Source organism: Streptomyces sp. NPDC020801 (assembly GCF_044334385.1).
GTDB lineage: Bacteria > Actinomycetota > Actinomycetes > Streptomycetales > Streptomycetaceae > Streptomyces.
The window spans coordinates 14,165-29,759 of sequence record NZ_JBIRST010000012.1 but is presented as its reverse complement, the minus strand read 5'-3'; the positions used below and the strand labels follow the sequence as shown (position 1 = coordinate 29,759).

Genomic DNA, 15,595 nt, shown 5'->3' with positions numbered 1-15,595 from the left:
GCTGCCTGCCGCGCCCGGCGCACACTCGGGTTCCTGGTTTCGGGAGATCGACACGGCACCCAGCTTCGCAGGTCCGGCCGATCGCGACCCCGCACTTGTCCACCCCGCCGCCGGCGCCCGCGCGGTTCGGTGCGGATCCGGTCGGCCGCCGCCAGGTACGCCGTCGGCCCACCGCCGCCGACGAGGGCGCAGGCACGCCGAAGGGCCGGCGCAAGGGGGGGTGTGCGCCGGCCCTTCGGGGGGCGGTCGTCCCATTTGACGTCGACCGTCCTGACCGGAACGTCGCGCGCCCCGGGGGGTCTGGGGCGGGCGACCGTCCGATCGTGAGGAGACCCGGAACCCTGGGGCTCCGGTTGTGTGCGCGAGGCACGAACCAGGTCGAAGCTGGGGAGGCTACGGCCTGATGCCGCCCACAGTCCCCTGTGGGCGGGTGTATCTCTCATCTGCACTAGAAGCTACGGCAGCCAAGGGGCGGAGGACAGCAGGAACGGCCTCCTGACATCCACCCCGCACACCTTCTTCACACGGTCTACCGCAGGGGCCGCCGGATGTGCGTATCCGCCGCTCAGATGCGCGCGAACGCCTGCTCGATGATGTCCAGGCCCTCGTTCAGGAGGTCCTCGCCGATCACCAGCGGGGGCAGGAACCGCAGCACGTTGCCGTAGGTGCCACAGGTCAGGACCAGCAGGCCCTCGGCGTGGCAGGCCTTGGCGAGCGCGGCGGTCGCCTCGGGGTTCGGCTCCTTGGTGTCGCGGTCCTTGACCAGCTCGATGGCGATCATGGCGCCGCGGCCCCGGACCTCGCCGATGATGTCGAACTTCTCGGCCATGGCGCCCAGGCGCGCCTTCATGATCGCCTCGATGTTCTTCGCCTTGGCGTTGAGGTCGAGCTCCTTCATCGTCTCGATCGCGCCCAGCGCGCCGGCGCAGGCCACCGGGTTGCCGCCGTAGGTGCCGCCGAGGCCGCCCGCGTGCGCGGCGTCCATGATCTCGGCGCGGCCGGTGACCGCGGCGAGGGGCAGGCCGCCCGCGATGCCCTTGGCCGTCGTGATCAGGTCCGGGACGATGCCTTCGTCCTCGCACGCGAACCACTGACCGGTGCGGCAGAAACCGGACTGGATCTCGTCGGCGACGAAGACGATGCCGTTGTCGGCGGCGAACTGGCGGATCGCGGGCAGGAAGCCCTTGGCGGGCTCGATGAAGCCGCCCTCGCCGAGTACCGGCTCGATGATGATCGCGGCCACGTTGTCAGCGCCGACCTGCTTGGTGACCTGGTCGATGGCCATCTTCGCGGCCTCGGGGCCCGCGTTCTGCGGGCCGGTCGGCCAGCGGTAGCCGTAGGCGACCGGGACGCGGTAGACCTCGGGGGCGAACGGCCCGAAGCCGTGCTTGTACGGCATGTTCTTGGCCGTCAGCGCCATCGTGAGGTTGGTACGGCCGTGGTAGCCGTGGTCGAAGACCACGACCGCCTGGCGCCTGGTGTACGCGCGGGCGATCTTGACGGCGTTCTCCACCGCCTCGGCGCCGCTGTTGAACAGCGCGGACTTCTTTGCGTGGTCACCCGGTGTGAGCTCGGCCAGCGCCTCGGCGACGGCCACGTAGCCCTCGTACGGCGTGACCATGAAACAGGTGTGGGTGAAGTCGGCGAGCTGCGCGGAGGCGCGGCGTACGACGGCCTCGGCGGAGGCGCCCACCGAGGTCACCGCGATGCCGGAGCCGAAGTCGATGAGACGGTTGCCGTCGACGTCCTCGATGATGCCGCCGCCGGCGCGGGTGACGAAGACCGGCAGCGTGGAGCCCACGCCCTGCGCGACCGCGGCGAGACGGCGGGCCTGAAGCTCCTGCGACTTCGGGCCGGGGATGGCGGTGACGACGCGGCGCTCCTGCTCAAGTGCGGTCATGGGGGGCTCCCTGATGAGATCTTGCGTACGGGGGCGTTTTTCGGACGCTTTTCCTGCTTTTCTCGCAGGTTAGGACGGCGGACGGGGGGTGGGCATGCTCCATGTGGGCGTTGTCGGGAGTCGCGGTTGTCCGCGGTGGACATAGCAAGGGAGGGGCAAAGGTCCGACGCGCTGGTGCGCGCCTTCGTGCGCAATCGGTGAACTCCCCTTGCCCGGGCGTTAGATTGACTCGCTGATGGTGGACGGAGCGGCTGGTCAGGGGGCAAGGGCGATGGACGACGGGACGCAGGACGCCCGGGGTACGCATGCGAACCCTGTGCCGCGCCCGGCGGCGCCGCGGGACGCGCCCGCGATGCCGCCGCGGCCCGCGCGTCCTCCGGGCGCGCCGGGCGGGTACGAGCAGCCGCCCTCGGGGCCGCTGCCTGCGCCGCAGCACGCCCCACGGCAGGCCCCGCAGCAGGCCCCGCGGCCGGCCGTCGCCGACTGGATCGACGCGCCCCGCCCGGCCGCCGGGCCCGGCATCTGGCGCCTGGGCTACCGCCCGCCCAAGGGCGCGCAGTCGCCGCAGCGGCTGCCCTCCATCACCATCGTCGGCCTGCTGATCCCGCTGGTCGTGGCACTGCTCGTGTGGTCCCTGTGGCGGCAGGGCGCGCTGCCTTACCAGTCGGCCCCGCTGAAGCTGTTCACCCCGGACGACTGGTGGTGGGGCGGCACCGTCTCCCCCAAGGGGATGGAGGGGCGCGAGGCCCGGGTGGTGTACGACGGCCTCTTCTTCGCCCTCCTCGTCTACACCGTCGGCCGGCTGGGCAGCTGGCCGGAGGTCGTACGGCACTTCGTGGGCCGCCGTCCGCAGCCCGGCCGGGCCCTGCTCGCCGCCGTGGGCGCCCTCGGCACCCTCAGCCTGGTCTTCCCGGGCGCCTTCCCCGGCGTCGGCTGGGACCCGCTGCCGGTCGTCGACCCGGTGTTCTCCCTCGTCGTCCTCCTCTCGGGCGGCTACGACCTGTTCACCTCCCAGCTGTTCACCGACACCCTGTACGCGCTCATCACCCTGCTGGTCGTGTGGCCGTTCGCCCGGGTCGGCGGCTGGTGGGCGTACGTCAGGGAGCTTGCTGCGCGCCGCCGGGCGGGCGCGGACCCGGCCGCCCCGCCGGCGGCGGACCTGCCTCGCTCGCAGTGGCCCGAGCTGCGGCACGCGGGGCAGTACGAGGCGGCCGACCTGCTGGCCGCCGAAGTGGCCGGTGGCCGGATGAACGACGTGGACTGCGCCCGTGTCGAGCGGGCCTGGACCGAGGCCCGGCGGGAGGACCGCCTGGCCGCCTTCACCGACACCGTGCGGCGGCAGGGCGCCACCGCCTGGACCCACCCCTCCGGGGCCCGCGACCTGCCCGGCCGCAACGCGCGGCACGACCTGCTGGAGGGGCAGGTGCGGATCGGACGGTGGGTGCCCGGGGAACGGGCTCCGCGCGCCTACCACGACGCGGGCGCGGCCGTCGGCCCGGAGACGCTGGGCACCTCCCTGCTCCTGGTGGGACCGCCCGGATCCGGCAAGACCCGGCACGTCACCGAGCCGCTCACCGAGGCGCTCGCGCTGCAGGCGCTGACCGGCCGGTGCGCGGTGGTCGCCGTCTCGGCCGCGGGTTCGACGCTCGGCCCGGACGCGGCGTACGACGTGGTGGTCCGGATCGGTGACCCCGCCTCCGTCCACGACCTCGACCCCTACGCGGAGTCCGACGACCCCGATGAAGCCGCCGCCTTCCTCGCCGAGGCCCTGGTCGGCGACCTCGACACGGTCGGCGGCCAGAGCGCCGCCACCGCCCTCGCGCAGCTGCTCGGCCCCTACCGGGCGGTGCACGGGCACTTCCCGCCGCTGCCCGTGCTGCGCGAGCTGCTGGAGGGCGATCCGGGCGCGCTGGCGTCCCTGCGGGCGGGGCTGGCGGCCGACGAGCACGCCGTGATGCGCCGCGAGCTCGACGCCCGTATGCGGCAGGCCGGGAGCGCGGCCGACGCCGGACCCGCCCTCGCCGACCGGCTCGCCCTCATCGACCGCCCGGTCTTCGCCGAGTTCTTCGGTGCCGGGGGGCCCGGAAGCAGGCCCTTCTCGCTGCGTGCCGTGGCCCACCATCCGCTGCGGGTCCGCATCGACCTGCCCGAACGCGGTCACGAGGAGGCGTCCCGGCTGATCACCCGGCTGGTCCTGGCCCAGTTCCACACCGTCGTGCGGGAGACCGGGCGCCCCCACTTCGCCTGCCTGGTCCTCGACGACGCCACCGGGACGATCACCACCGAGTCGGTGCGCCGCATCCAGCGGCTGCGCTCGCAGAACGCGGGCGTCGTCCTCGCGCTCCGCTCGATCGCCGACGTGCCCGAGGCGCTGCACGGTCCGCTGCTGGGCGCCGTCGGCTGCCGTATGGCGCTGGCCGGGGTCACCACCTGGGACGGCAGCCGGTTCGCGCACGCCTGGGGCACCGAGTGGGTGGAGACCAAGGAGGTGGCCAAGCACACCGTCTTCGCCGACCAGCCGATGACCCGCGCCATCCACGCCCTGCGCAAGCTGGTCACGGGAAGGGCCGTGACCACCGACGCCGTGACGACCAAGCAGGTCGAGCGGGAGCGCTGGTCGTCCTCCCAGCTGGCCCACGAGGTACCACCGGGGCACGCGGTGCTGTCGCTGACGAGCGTGCGCGGCGAGCACGCGCCGCCGCTGCTGGTGGATCTGCGGGGCTGAACCCGTCGGGAGCACGTCTGCGAGCGGGAGTACGTCTGCGAGCGGAAGTACGTCTGCGAGTGGCCGCACCCGTCCCGAACCGGACAACTGGGCGTGCGGTCCCGCGGTGACCATACAGTGAGGCAGAATCAACACAGGCCGTTCATACGTGGCGGCCAAAAGATCACAATGATCATCGGACCTCCGCAGACCTGAAGGCCTCATGCCCCCGACGCTCGCCTCGCTAGTCCACCACTCCGCGCTCAAGCTGACCGTGCGCGCGGGAGGGGACCGCCTGGACGTGCCCGTCCGCTGGGCGCACGTCAGCGAGCTCGCGGACCCCGTGCCCTACATGGAGGGCGGGGAGCTGCTGCTGATCACCGCGCTCAAGCTGGACGCGGAGGACCCCCAGGCCATGCGCCGCTATGTGAAGCGGCTGGTCGGCGCCGGGGTCGTCGGGCTCGGCTTCGCCGTCGGGGTCAACTACGACGAGATCCCCGGGGCGCTGGTCGACGCGGCCGAGGAGGAGGGACTGCCGCTGCTGGAGGTGCCCCGGCGCACCCCCTTCCTCGCGATCAGCAAGGCCGTGTCGGCCGCCATCGCCGCCGACCAGTACCGGGCCGTCACGGCGGGCTTCGCCGCCCAGCGGGAGCTGACCAGGCAGGCGCTGAACGCCGGCCCGGAGGGGCTGCTCGTCGCGCTCGCGGCCCAGGTCGACGGCTGGGCGGCCCTCTACGACGCCTCGGGCGCCGTCGTCGCCACCGCGCCGGAGTGGGCGGGCCGCAGGGCCGCCCGGCTCACCGCGGACGTCGAACGGCTGCGGGACCGCCCCGCGCCCGCGTCCGCCGTGGTCGGCGGCCCCGAGACCGAGGACCGCGTCGAACTGCACTCCATCGGCACCGGACGCCGCCCCCGTGCCGCGCTCGCCGTCGGCACGGCCGCGGCCCTCGGCACCGCCGAGCGCTACGCCGTCTACTCCGCCATCGCCCTGCTGACCCTCACCACCGAACGCTCGAGTTCGCTGCACGCCGCCGAGCAGCGGGTCGGCACGGCCGTGCTGCGCATGCTGCTGGCCGGCCAGCCCGACCACGCCCGGGCCGTCGCCGGCGACCTGTACGGCGGCCTGCTGGACGCGCCCTTCCGGGTGATCGTCGCCGAGTCGGCGTCGGCGTCCGCCGCGCGGGCGCACGCCGACGCCCACGCGCGCGTGCAGACCGCCAGGCCCGCCGCCACCGTCGTGCCGGCCGCGGTCGACACCGGGGGCGACCCGCTCGCCCGACTCGCGGAGATCGTGGAGGCCGCCGCCGCACGCTCCGGGGAGGCGGTGCTGGTCGTGCCCGACGGGGAGCGGCTGGTGGTGCTGGCCGGGGACGGCGGCGCGGCCGTCGCGGCCTGCGGGGAGTACGCGAGCGCCCTTGAGGCGGCCCGGGCGGCCACGGCACGGGAGCAGTCGGGCGCCCCGGACGAGGACGAGCTGGTCGTGGGCCTCTCGGCGCCGGCCGGGCCCATCGCGGCCGCCGCCGCGTACAAGCAGGCCGAGCAGGCGCTGTCGGTGGCGCGGCGGCGGGGGCGGGTGCTCGTCGAGCACGAGCAGCTGGCGTCGGGATCGGTGCTGCCGCTGCTGGCGGACGACGCGGTCAGGGCGTTCGCGGACGGGCTGCTGCGCGCGCTGTACGAGCACGACGCGACCGGCCGCGGCGACCTGGTGGCCTCCCTGCGGGCCTGGCTGTCGCGCCACGGCCAGTGGGACGCGGCCGCCGCCGACCTGGGAGTGCACCGGCACACGCTGCGCTACCGGATGCGGCGGGTCGAGGAGATCCTCGGGCGCTCGCTCGACGATCCGGACGTGCGGATGGAGCTGTGGCTGGCGCTCAAGGCGACCTCCACCGAATAGGCGTACGCCAAACCGTCGCACCCCCGGCTCCCACTGCTCCACCTCGGACAAGCGCCGCCGGGCGGCCCCCGCCCTACCGTTGACGACGCAAGCAGACATCTCCAACTCCAACGCGGAAGGGCCGGGACTCGTACATGCCAAAGGAAAATGTGGCAGCCACCCACGCCTTCTGGCTCGCCGGCCGCCAGGTCACCGGCGAGGACACCTTCGACGTCACCTCCCCGTGGGACGGCCGGCTGGTCGGCAGGGTCGGCGTGCCGACCGACGCCCAGGTCGAGGAGGCCGTGGCCGCCGCGTACGCCGTGCGGGACGAGTTCGCCGCCACCCCGGCGCATGTGCGCGCCGCCGCCCTCGACCACGTCAGCAAGCGGCTGGCCGAGCGCACCGAGGAGATCGCGCAGCTCATCTCCGCGGAGAACGGCAAGCCGGTCAAGTGGGCACGCGGCGAGGTCGGGCGTGCGGTGTCGGTGTTCCGGTTCGCCGCGGAGGAGGCCCGCCGGTTCAACGGTGGCGAGGCCCAGCGCCTGGACACCGACGCCGGCGGTCAGGGGCGCCTCGCACTGACCCGCCGCTTCCCCAAGGGCGTCGTCCTCGGCATCGCGCCGTTCAACTTCCCGCTGAACCTGTGCGCGCACAAGGTCGCCCCGGCCGTCGCCGCCGGAGCCCCGATCATCCTCAAGCCGGCCCCGGCCACCCCGCTGTCCGGCCTGATCCTCGGCGAGCTGCTGGCCGAGACCGACCTCCCGGCCGGTTCCTGGTCGATCCTCCCGGTCGCCAACGACAAGATGCCCGCCCTGGTCCAGGACGAGCGCCTGCCGGTGATCTCCTTCACCGGTTCCGAGAAGGTCGGCTACGCGATCATGGACTCGGTGCCGCGCAAGCACTGCACCCTCGAGCTCGGCGGCAACGGCGCGGCCGTCGTCCTGGCCGACTACGCGAGCGACGCGGACCTGGACTGGGCGGCGAACCGGATCGCCACCTTCTCCAACTACCAGGGCGGCCAGTCCTGCATCTCCGTGCAGCGCGTGATCGCCGACGCCTCGGTGTACGACCGTCTGCTGCCGCGCATCGTCGCCGCCGTCGAGGCGCAGGTCACCGGAGACCCGTCGGATGCGAGGACCGATGTGGGCCCGCTGGTCAGCGAGGACGCCGCGCAGCGTGTCGAGGCGTGGGTGCAGGAGGCCGTCGAGGCCGGCGCCACCCTGCTGACCGGCGGCAAGCGCGACGGCGCCTCCTACGCGCCGACCGTCCTGACGGATGTGCCGGCCGACGTGACGATCTCCTGCGAGGAGGTCTTCGGGCCGGTCCTGACCGTGCAGAGGGCCGACGGCGAGGCCGAGGCGTTCGCCGCGGTCAACGACTCCAAGTACGGCCTCCAGGCGGGCGTGTTCACCCACGACCTGCAGACCGCCTTCCGCGCTCACCGCGCCCTGGAGGTCGGCGGCGTGGTCGTCGGCGACGTCCCGTCCTACCGCGCCGACCAGATGCCCTACGGCGGCGTCAAGCAGTCCGGTGTGGGTCGCGAGGGCGTGAAGTTCGCGATGGACGACTACACCTACGAGCGCGTCCTCGTCCTGACCGGCCTCGCTCTGTAGGCCGCCTGCGCGGCGCACGGGCCGTGCAGGTGCGCCGTCTGCGAGGCGCTCGTGCGGACCGCTCGACGGCCGGAGCCCGCTGTGCGGGGGCTCCGGCCGTCGCGTTCCGCGGCCCGGCCTGGAGCTGGTCGAGGTCCTCCTCGCCCAGCAGCGGTGGCAGGTGGGTCCCGGCGGACCAGTGCTCGCCGTCCTGGGAGGGCCTGCTCACGGGGACCGTCACCTCCTCCCGCCGGTGCCCGGCACCCTACGGGTACCCGGGACCCGGGTCCGCACGACTCGGTCCCGATGGCTGAACGGCCCCGATGGGCGACTGACGGCCCCGATGGGCGACTGACGGCCCCGATGGCGACTGACGGCCCCGATGGCTGAACGGCCCCCATGGCTCGTGGCCCCGTGACCGGCTCGGGGGAATCATCCCCGGGGCTGCGGCGGCGGCCGCCGGGCGCCGTCCTCGAAGGGGGCCGGCACCGTGTTCTCCCCGCGGCCGGCACGTGGCGGGCCGCCCGGCCCGGTGCCGGACGCCTCGAACACCCGCACGCCCGCCTTCTCCGCGTGTCATCATGGCGTTCACCGGGGCGCCGGGGGCGGTGCCGCAACGGGGACGCGAGGGGGGCTCGTGGGGACGACGGTGCTGGGGGAGCTGCGCGGGGCGCAGAAGTCGGCGAAGGGCGTGTCCCTGTACTCGCGGTACGTGAACCGCCCGGCGGGCCGGTACCTCGCGGCGGGTGCCTACCGGGTGGGGTTCACGCCGAACCAGGTCACGCTGGTCAGCGCCGCGTTCACCTTCGCCGGCATCGCCGCCGTGGCCCTGCTGCGCCCCTCCTGGCCGCTCGCGCTCGCGGTGTACGCCGCTCTGGTTGTCGGCTTCGCCTTCGACTCGGCCGACGGGCAGCTCGCCCGGCTCACCGGGAAGGGCGGGCCGGCGGGGGAGTGGCTGGACCATGTGGTGGACTGCGCGAAGATGGTCGCGCTGCACACGGCGGTGCTGATCTCCTTCTACCGCTTCTTCGAACTCCCCGGTGACGGCTGGCTGTTGCTGCCGCTGGGTTTCCAGCTGGCGGCCGTGGTCACCTTCTGCGCGGGCCTGCTGACGGAGCAGCTGAAGCGCGGCCGGAACGCCGGCGGCACCCCGGCGGCTCCGCCCTCCCGGCTGCGGGCGATCGCCCTGCTGCCGGTGGACTACGGGGTGTTCTGCCTGGTGTTCCTCACGCTGGGCGCGCCGGATCTCTTCCGGCTGGCCTACGCCGTACTCGGCGCCGTGCACGCCCTGTTCCTCGTGGCCTTCCTCGCCAAGTGGTTCAGGGAGCTGTCCGCGCTTCCCCGGAACCCGGCGTGACCAGTGCGTCCAGGGCCCTGGTCAGCAGGGTGCTGGAGGTGTGCACGGTGTACGGGAAGTAGACGACCTCGACGCCGACGGTCGCGAAGTCCCGCTCCAGCCGCTCGCCCTTCTCGGTGCCCCGCCAGTCGTCACCCTTGAAGATCACGTCGAAGCGGACCTGCTGCCAGGTCTCCAGCTTGTCGGGGACGGTCTCCACGAACGCGGCGTCCACATGCCGGACGCTGCGCACGATCTCCAGCCGCTCCGGCAGCGGGACCACCGGTCTGCGGCCCTTGGCGAGTTCGGCCATCTCGTCCGAGACCACGCCGGCCACCAGGTAGTCGCACTGGCTCCGGGCATGGCGCAGGATGTTCAAGTGGCCGATGTGGAACAGGTCGTAGACACCGGGTGCATAACCGACACGATGGACCATGCGTTCTCCCCCCACAGTGAACGTCACAGTGAATGTCAAACCGTCCACGGCAGTTGACGGTCCACCGACCTTACTGTGAAGCCCACCTGGAGATCCGGTGAACGGTTAAGGTGGGCCAGGATCGCTTCTGGGGGGAAGGGGACCGGTGTTGACCGGATTGGACGCCCTGACTGGCCGCTGCCTGCTGCTGGTCTCGACCAACTACGCACCCGAGCACACGGGTATCGGCCCCTACGCCACCCAGCTCGCCGAGCACTGGGCGGCCCGCGGCGCCGACACGCACGTGCTGGCGGGCATGCCGCACTATCCGTCCTGGCGGGTCGATCCGGCCTACGCCGGTTTCTGGCGGACCACGGAGTCGCGCGGCGGCGTCACCGTGCACCGGCGCAGACACACCGTGCCCGCACGGCAGACCGCCGTGCGCCGGGCCCTGTTCGAGGGCTCGCTGCTCGCCCACCAGCTCGCCGCCCCGCCCCGTATGCCCCGCCCGCACGCGGTGGTCGCCCAGATGCCGAGCCTGGCGGGCGCGGTGGCCGCGGCCCGGATCGCCCGCCGCCACCGGGTGCCGTTCGTGCCGGTCGTACAGGACCTGATGGGCGCCGCGGCCGCGCAGAGCGGGATCAGCGGCGGCGACAGGGCGGCCGCCGTGGCCGCCCGCGCCGAGCGGTACGCACTCGGCCGGGCCGCCCTCGTCGGCGTCATCCACGACAGCTTCCGGCCCCGGGTGGAGGCGATGGGCGTCGACCCGGCCCGCATCCGGCTGGTGCCCAACTGGTCCCATGTGGCCCGCCCTTCGCGCCCGCGCGCCGAGACGCGCGCCCGGCTCGGCTGGTCCGACGACCGACCGGTGGTCCTGCATTCCGGGAACATGGGCCTCAAGCAGGGCCTGGAGGTCCTCGTCGGCGCGGCCCGGCTCGACACGGGCGTCGACTTCGTCCTCATGGGCGACGGCAACCAGCGCGCCATGCTCGAGGAGCGCGCCCGTGACGTCCCCAACCTGCACTTCCTGCCGCCCGCCGACGAGGCGGACTTCCCCGACGTGCTCGCCGCCGCCGACGTCCTCGCGGTCACCCAGCGGGCGTCCGTGCTCGACATGAGCGTGCCGTCCAAGCTCACCTCCTACTTCGCCGCCGGGCGCCCGGTCCTCGCCTCGGTCGCGGACGAGGGGGGGACGGCCGACGAGGTGCGCCGCTCGGGCGCCGGAGTGCTGGTCGAACCCGAGGACCCGGCGGCGCTGCTCAAAGCTGTCAGGGACCTGGCGGCCGATCCGGTGGCCGCCGGGCGGCTCGGGTCCCGCGGACCCGCGTACGTGGACGAACGGCTCAGCCGCGCGGCCGGGCTCGGCCGCCTGGACGACCTGCTCGCCGAGGCACTGCAACAGGGCACCACCGCGCACGAAGGAGCGGCACCCGCATGAACGAAGAGGCACGGGCCCAGCAGGACGAGCCGGAGCTCCTGCGCGACCAGGTGCAGCAGGTCCTGCGGCACCGCGTCCTGGTGGCCGGCGGCCTGCTCGCCGGGCTGCTGGCCGGCACCTGGTTCGCCGTCGGCTCGGCGCCGACGTACGAGTCCTCCAGCGAGGTCCTCGTCCGGGCGGCCACCATCAACCCCTACGCGGCGACCGGGATATCCGTCGACAAGCAGATCAACATCGGCAGCGAGCGGCAGACGGCCGCGGGCAACGCGGTGGCCGGGCGGGCCGCGCAGCGACTCGGCCGGAGCGCGTCCGACATCGGTGACCTGCAGAGTCACCTCCAGGTCACCAACCCGCCGGACACCCTGGTGCTGAAGTTCTCCTACGTCGCCGGCACCCCGAAGACCGCCGCCGAGGGCGCCAACGCCTTCGCCGGGGCCTACCTCGACTACCGCGAGAAGCAGACCGCCGGCACCGTCGCCAAGATGGTCAAGGGCTACCAGAACCAGCTCGACCCGCTCACCAAGCAGCGCGAGGACCTGCTCAAGCAGATCGACCGGCTCAAGGGCGACACCGAGAAGAGCACCGTGCTGGCCGCGCAGGCCAATCTGCTCAGCCAGATCACCCAGCTCACCAACAGCATCAGCGAGCTGAAGGCCCTGGACACCACGCCAGGCTACGCCACCGTCACCGCCGAGCCGCCGGCGAGCGCGGAGGGCCTGGGCACGCCCCTGCTGATCGCGCTGGGCGCGGTGGTCGGCCTGGCGGTGGGGCTGCTCGGCGCCTGGCTGCGGATGATCTTCGATCCGTCGGCCCGCTCTGCCGAGACGGTCGCCCGCGCGCTGCGCGCCCCCGTGCTCGGCGCCCTGCCCAAGGCCCCCGAGGAACCGCTCCTCGCCGCCGACGGCGCCCTCGCCGAGCAGTACCGCTCGGTGGCCTTCCGGCTCGCCTACGACCGTCACTTCGCCGACCGCCGCCGCCTGCTGGTGGTCGAGCCGAACGGCGAGGGCACCGCCGCCGCGGCGGTCGCCGTCAACCTCACCGCCTGCTTCGCCGAGACCGGCATGTCGGCCCTGCTCGTCGAGGCCGACCTGCGCCACCCCGGCCTGGCCGAAAGGCTGCCCGAGGCGCCCGGCGGACGCGCCGGCTGGGCCAACGGGCGTACGGCGGAAGGCAATCCGTGGCCCGGCGGCCGGCACCTCACGGTGGACGCGGGCGAGTCCGGCACCTTCGAACTGGTCCCCGGCACCCAGGTGCCGCACGTGGCCCGCACTCTCACCTCCGCCGCCACCACGCGCCTCATCGACCAGGCGGACGCCCCGAACACCACGGTCGTCGTCCTCGCCCCGCCGGTGCTGTCCTACGCCGACGCGCTCGCCCTGGTCGACCGAGTGGACGGAGTGGTCGTGGTGTGCGACCCGCGCACCACCGCCCGCACCGCGCTGGAACGCATCCGTGAGCTCATCGACGGCGCGGGCGGCCAGGTCCTCGGCGCCGTGCTGCACCCGGCCGCCGGTCACCAGCGCAAGCGGCGCCGCCGGGACAGCGGCGCCGCCGCCGTGACGGTGCCCCCGGCCGCGACGCCCGACGAGACCGTCCGCCTGGGCACCCTGTCCTCGGGCAGCCGGTGAGAGCGCGCACGGCCGTCGTCTGCTCCGTCCTGGACCAGGCGGTGAGCGCGCTCACCAACATCGCCGTCCTGGTCCTGGTCGCCCGGCACAGCCAGGCCGGCACCTTCGCCGTCTTCGCCACGGCCTATGTGGTCTTCAGCGTGCTGCTCGGCGCGTTCGGGGCGTACGTCGGCCAGGAGCTCGTGCTGCACCGGGGCGAGCCGGAGACCCTGGGGCGGGCCTGCCGCAGCGCGGCCGCCTTCACGGCAAGCGCCTCCGCGGTGCTGGGCGCGCTGCTGGCGGGCGGCGCGGCCCTGGCCGCCTCGGACGCGGCCGTGTACGCGGCGCTCGGCCTGGTGCTGCCGGTGACCCTCACCCAGGACACCCTGCGCTACTGCTTCTCCGTGCTGCAAAGGCCCCATCTCGCCCTGCTCACCGACCTGTTGCGACTGGCCGCCGCGCTGCCCCTGCTGGCCGTGCAGCCCGACGGCGCCTCCGCCGCCCGTACGACCCTGGTGTGGGGCCTGTCCGCGCTGCCCGCCCTGCTGCTGGCCCTCGTGCTGCTGCGCCCGCACGTCAGGGGCGCCCGGACCGACCTCGGGCGCTACGTCGTCCGTGGGCATCTGGGCCGGCGCTTCCTGGTCGAGTTCGGCGTCGGCAACGCCACCAGCCAGCTCGCCGTCCTCGCCCTCGGCCTGTTCGCCACCCCGCTCGCGGTGGGCGCCCTGCGCGGTGCGACCACCCTCTTCGGCCCGCTGAACGTGGCCTTCAACGCGGCCACCGGCTTCGGACCGCCCCTGCTCACCCGGTACCACGCGCCCCGGCGCGCGGCCCTGGCCGCGGGCGGCGCGCTCGCCGCGGTGGCCGCCGGGTGGGCGGCGGTGCTCTACGCGCTGCCCGGCCACTACGGCCGTCAACTCCTCGGTGACACCTGGGAGTCGGCCGCCAAGGTGCTCCCCGCGACCGGCGCGCAGTACGCGGCGATGGCCTTCGGGGTGTGCGGGCTGCTCGCCCTGCGTGTGCTGGCGCCCCGCACCACGCTCCCCGTGCAGCTGGCGTTCTCGCCCGTGTCGGCCGCCCTGCTGCTCGCCGGGTACGCCTGGGCGGGGGTCGGGGGCGCGGCCTGGGGACTGTGCCTCGGCTCGGTGCTGAAGGGTGCCGCCGCCTGGCTGCGGGCCGCGCGCGGGCCCGGGGACGCCCCGGCCGTCAGCGCAGCTGCCGCCACCGCTCCGGGCGCAGTGTCGTGATCAGCGCCAGGCACATCACACCGATCGCGATCCGCCCGGATGCCTGGAGCAGCGGCCCGCGCAGCAGGATGAAGGAGTAACCGGCGACGAGCGGCACGGCGAGGGTGAGGATGCTCGCCGGACCGGCCCGCACCACCTTGTGCGCGTACCGCCGGTCCACCCGGGCCGCCACCCAGCCGATCAGCCCGAACCCGGCCACCATGCCCACCGGCCCGAAGTCCAGCCACAGTTCGGCCCACAGCGGCGAGGAGCGGTTGGTGTTGGCCGCGGCCATCCACTGGCTCACCATCACCCCGGTGTCCTGCGGCTTCGCCGACCACATCGAGCGGGGCACGAAGAACAGCACGGAGCCGGTCAGCTGGCGGCCGTAGGTGTGGCCGTTGCCGGCGTCCGCATAGGTGATGGTGTTGGCGAACATCGCCATCTGGTCGTAGTCCTTGAGCACCAGCGGGTCGAGGACCGAGGAGGTCTGGGCGGTGCTGGGCGCGCCCGCGCTGTCGTAGCGGAACTTGTCCGCGAACGGGAAGATCAGCACGGCCGCGGCGACGCCCAGCGCGAGGGCCGTCCGGTACATCGTCGGGCTCTGCGGGAACACCGTGAACAGCAGCGCCAGCAGCACGGTCAGGAACCAGTAACGCGGATTGGATATCGGGTTGTTGACGATCAGGTTCAGACTCGCGAGCCCGGCCAGGGTGATCCACGGCAGCGGACGCCTGCGCGCCCTCGGCGAGGTGATCAGCCAGCGGGTCACCACCATCAGCGCCAGCAGCGCCGGAACCGTGCCGAAGCCGCGCAGCATCGCCGTACCGGCCTGCGAACCGGCGCCGCCCACTCCGCTGTTGTCGATCGACTGGCTGATCTCCATCCGGCTGGAGAAGAACACCCCGAGCCCGCCGAGCTTGAGAACGAACAGCCCGCTTCCCGCGAACGCCAGCGCCACCAGCGCCGCCAGGCGCCTGCGCGCCACCATCGCGGGGCGGAACACCGTGCGGGCCGTTGGCCGCACCCCCGGCCGCACCAGCAGCGCGCCCGCGTCGAAGGCCGCGCACGCGGCCAGCACCAGACCGACCGCCAGGGCCAGGTCGGAGCGCGAACCGGCCACCGGCACCGGGTACTTGCCCATCACGGCCTGGGCGAGCGGCGCGATGCCCATCGCCATGTAGACGAACAGCCAGAAGGTGCCCTGGAGCAGCTTGCGGTGCCGGCCGAGGATCATCGCCGACAGCCGGGCCCCCGCGTACACCGTGAGGACCAGCTGCAGCCAGTACGCCTGGTCACGCAGCCCCGCCCCCTGCCGCAGGACGACGAACGCGGGCAGCAGCACCGTCAGGCCCAGGACCAGCGGCAGGGCGAGCACGCGCCGGAGCGCACCGGGCATCACGCGCACCGCGGCGGACGGTGCGACCACATGAGTTCCCGCCGCCATGAGCCCCCCTCTGCTTTTCGTTCACAGAGTCTACGGATCTGTGTGCGAAAGGGG

At 73.7% G+C, this 15,595-nt stretch carries 10 protein-coding genes; 7 read left to right on the top strand and 3 right to left on the bottom strand.

Features of this window, described 5'->3' with window-relative positions; genetic code table 11:
• Positions 1–565: 565 nt before the first annotated feature.
• Complete coding sequence (gabT, locus tag ACH4UM_RS24315) at positions 566–1,900, bottom strand: 4-aminobutyrate--2-oxoglutarate transaminase (protein WP_398182995.1); 1,335 nt, start codon at positions 1,898–1,900, stop codon at positions 566–568.
• Between the two features lie 271 nt (positions 1,901–2,171).
• Between gabT and ACH4UM_RS24310 the strand changes: the two genes are divergently transcribed.
• The 4 genes from ACH4UM_RS24310 to ACH4UM_RS24295 all read left to right on the top strand — a co-directional run bounded on the left by ACH4UM_RS24310 (position 2,172) and on the right by ACH4UM_RS24295 (position 9,429).
• Positions 2,172–4,625 carry an ATP/GTP-binding protein gene (locus ACH4UM_RS24310; RefSeq protein ID WP_398182992.1) on the top strand — a complete coding sequence of 818 codons (2,454 nt, stop codon included), beginning with the start codon at positions 2,172–2,174 and terminating at the stop codon, positions 4,623–4,625.
• A 202-nt stretch (positions 4,626–4,827) separates the two neighbouring features.
• Positions 4,828–6,498: a PucR family transcriptional regulator gene (locus tag ACH4UM_RS24305; protein WP_398182990.1), complete on the top strand. Its 1,671-nt coding sequence runs from the start codon at positions 4,828–4,830 to the stop codon at positions 6,496–6,498.
• Between the two features lie 149 nt (positions 6,499–6,647).
• Positions 6,648–8,093, top strand: coding sequence for an aldehyde dehydrogenase family protein (locus ACH4UM_RS24300; RefSeq protein WP_398182987.1), 1,446 nt, complete (start codon positions 6,648–6,650; stop codon positions 8,091–8,093).
• 616 nt (positions 8,094–8,709) lie between these two features.
• A complete protein-coding gene (locus ACH4UM_RS24295; RefSeq protein WP_398182984.1) occupies positions 8,710–9,429 on the top strand; it encodes a CDP-alcohol phosphatidyltransferase family protein in 720 nt (239 codons plus the stop codon).
• Here ACH4UM_RS24295 and ACH4UM_RS24290 read toward each other — a convergent pair.
• Positions 9,392–9,844 carry an adenylyltransferase/cytidyltransferase family protein gene (locus ACH4UM_RS24290; protein WP_398182981.1) on the bottom strand — a complete coding sequence of 151 codons (453 nt, stop codon included), beginning with the start codon at positions 9,842–9,844 and terminating at the stop codon, positions 9,392–9,394. The two genes, ACH4UM_RS24295 and ACH4UM_RS24290, sit on opposite strands and share 38 nt — an antisense overlap.
• A gap of 187 nt (positions 9,845–10,031) precedes the next feature.
• Here ACH4UM_RS24290 and ACH4UM_RS24285 point away from each other — a divergent pair, with 187 nt between their 5' ends.
• The 3 genes from ACH4UM_RS24285 to ACH4UM_RS24275 are packed head-to-tail and all read left to right on the top strand — an operon-like array spanning position 10,032 to position 14,115.
• Positions 10,032–11,261 (top strand): glycosyltransferase, encoded by a 1,230-nt coding sequence (locus ACH4UM_RS24285; protein WP_398183567.1) that lies wholly within the window; start codon positions 10,032–10,034, stop codon positions 11,259–11,261.
• On the top strand, positions 11,258–12,889 hold the full coding sequence (locus tag ACH4UM_RS24280; protein WP_398182978.1) for a lipopolysaccharide biosynthesis protein: 1,632 nt from the start codon (positions 11,258–11,260) through the stop codon (positions 12,887–12,889). Before ACH4UM_RS24285 ends, ACH4UM_RS24280 begins: the two co-directional genes overlap by 4 nt.
• A complete protein-coding gene (locus ACH4UM_RS24275) occupies positions 12,886–14,115 on the top strand; it encodes a hypothetical protein (protein WP_398182975.1) in 1,230 nt (409 codons plus the stop codon). The genes ACH4UM_RS24280 and ACH4UM_RS24275 overlap by 4 nt, the downstream gene beginning before the upstream one ends.
• On the opposite strand, the gene ACH4UM_RS24270 is transcribed toward ACH4UM_RS24275, so the two are convergent.
• Entirely contained in the window at positions 14,075–15,541 is a 1,467-nt protein-coding gene (locus tag ACH4UM_RS24270) for a hypothetical protein (RefSeq protein ID WP_398182972.1), read from the bottom strand. The genes ACH4UM_RS24275 and ACH4UM_RS24270 overlap by 41 nt on opposite strands.
• Positions 15,542–15,595 lie beyond the last annotated feature (54 nt).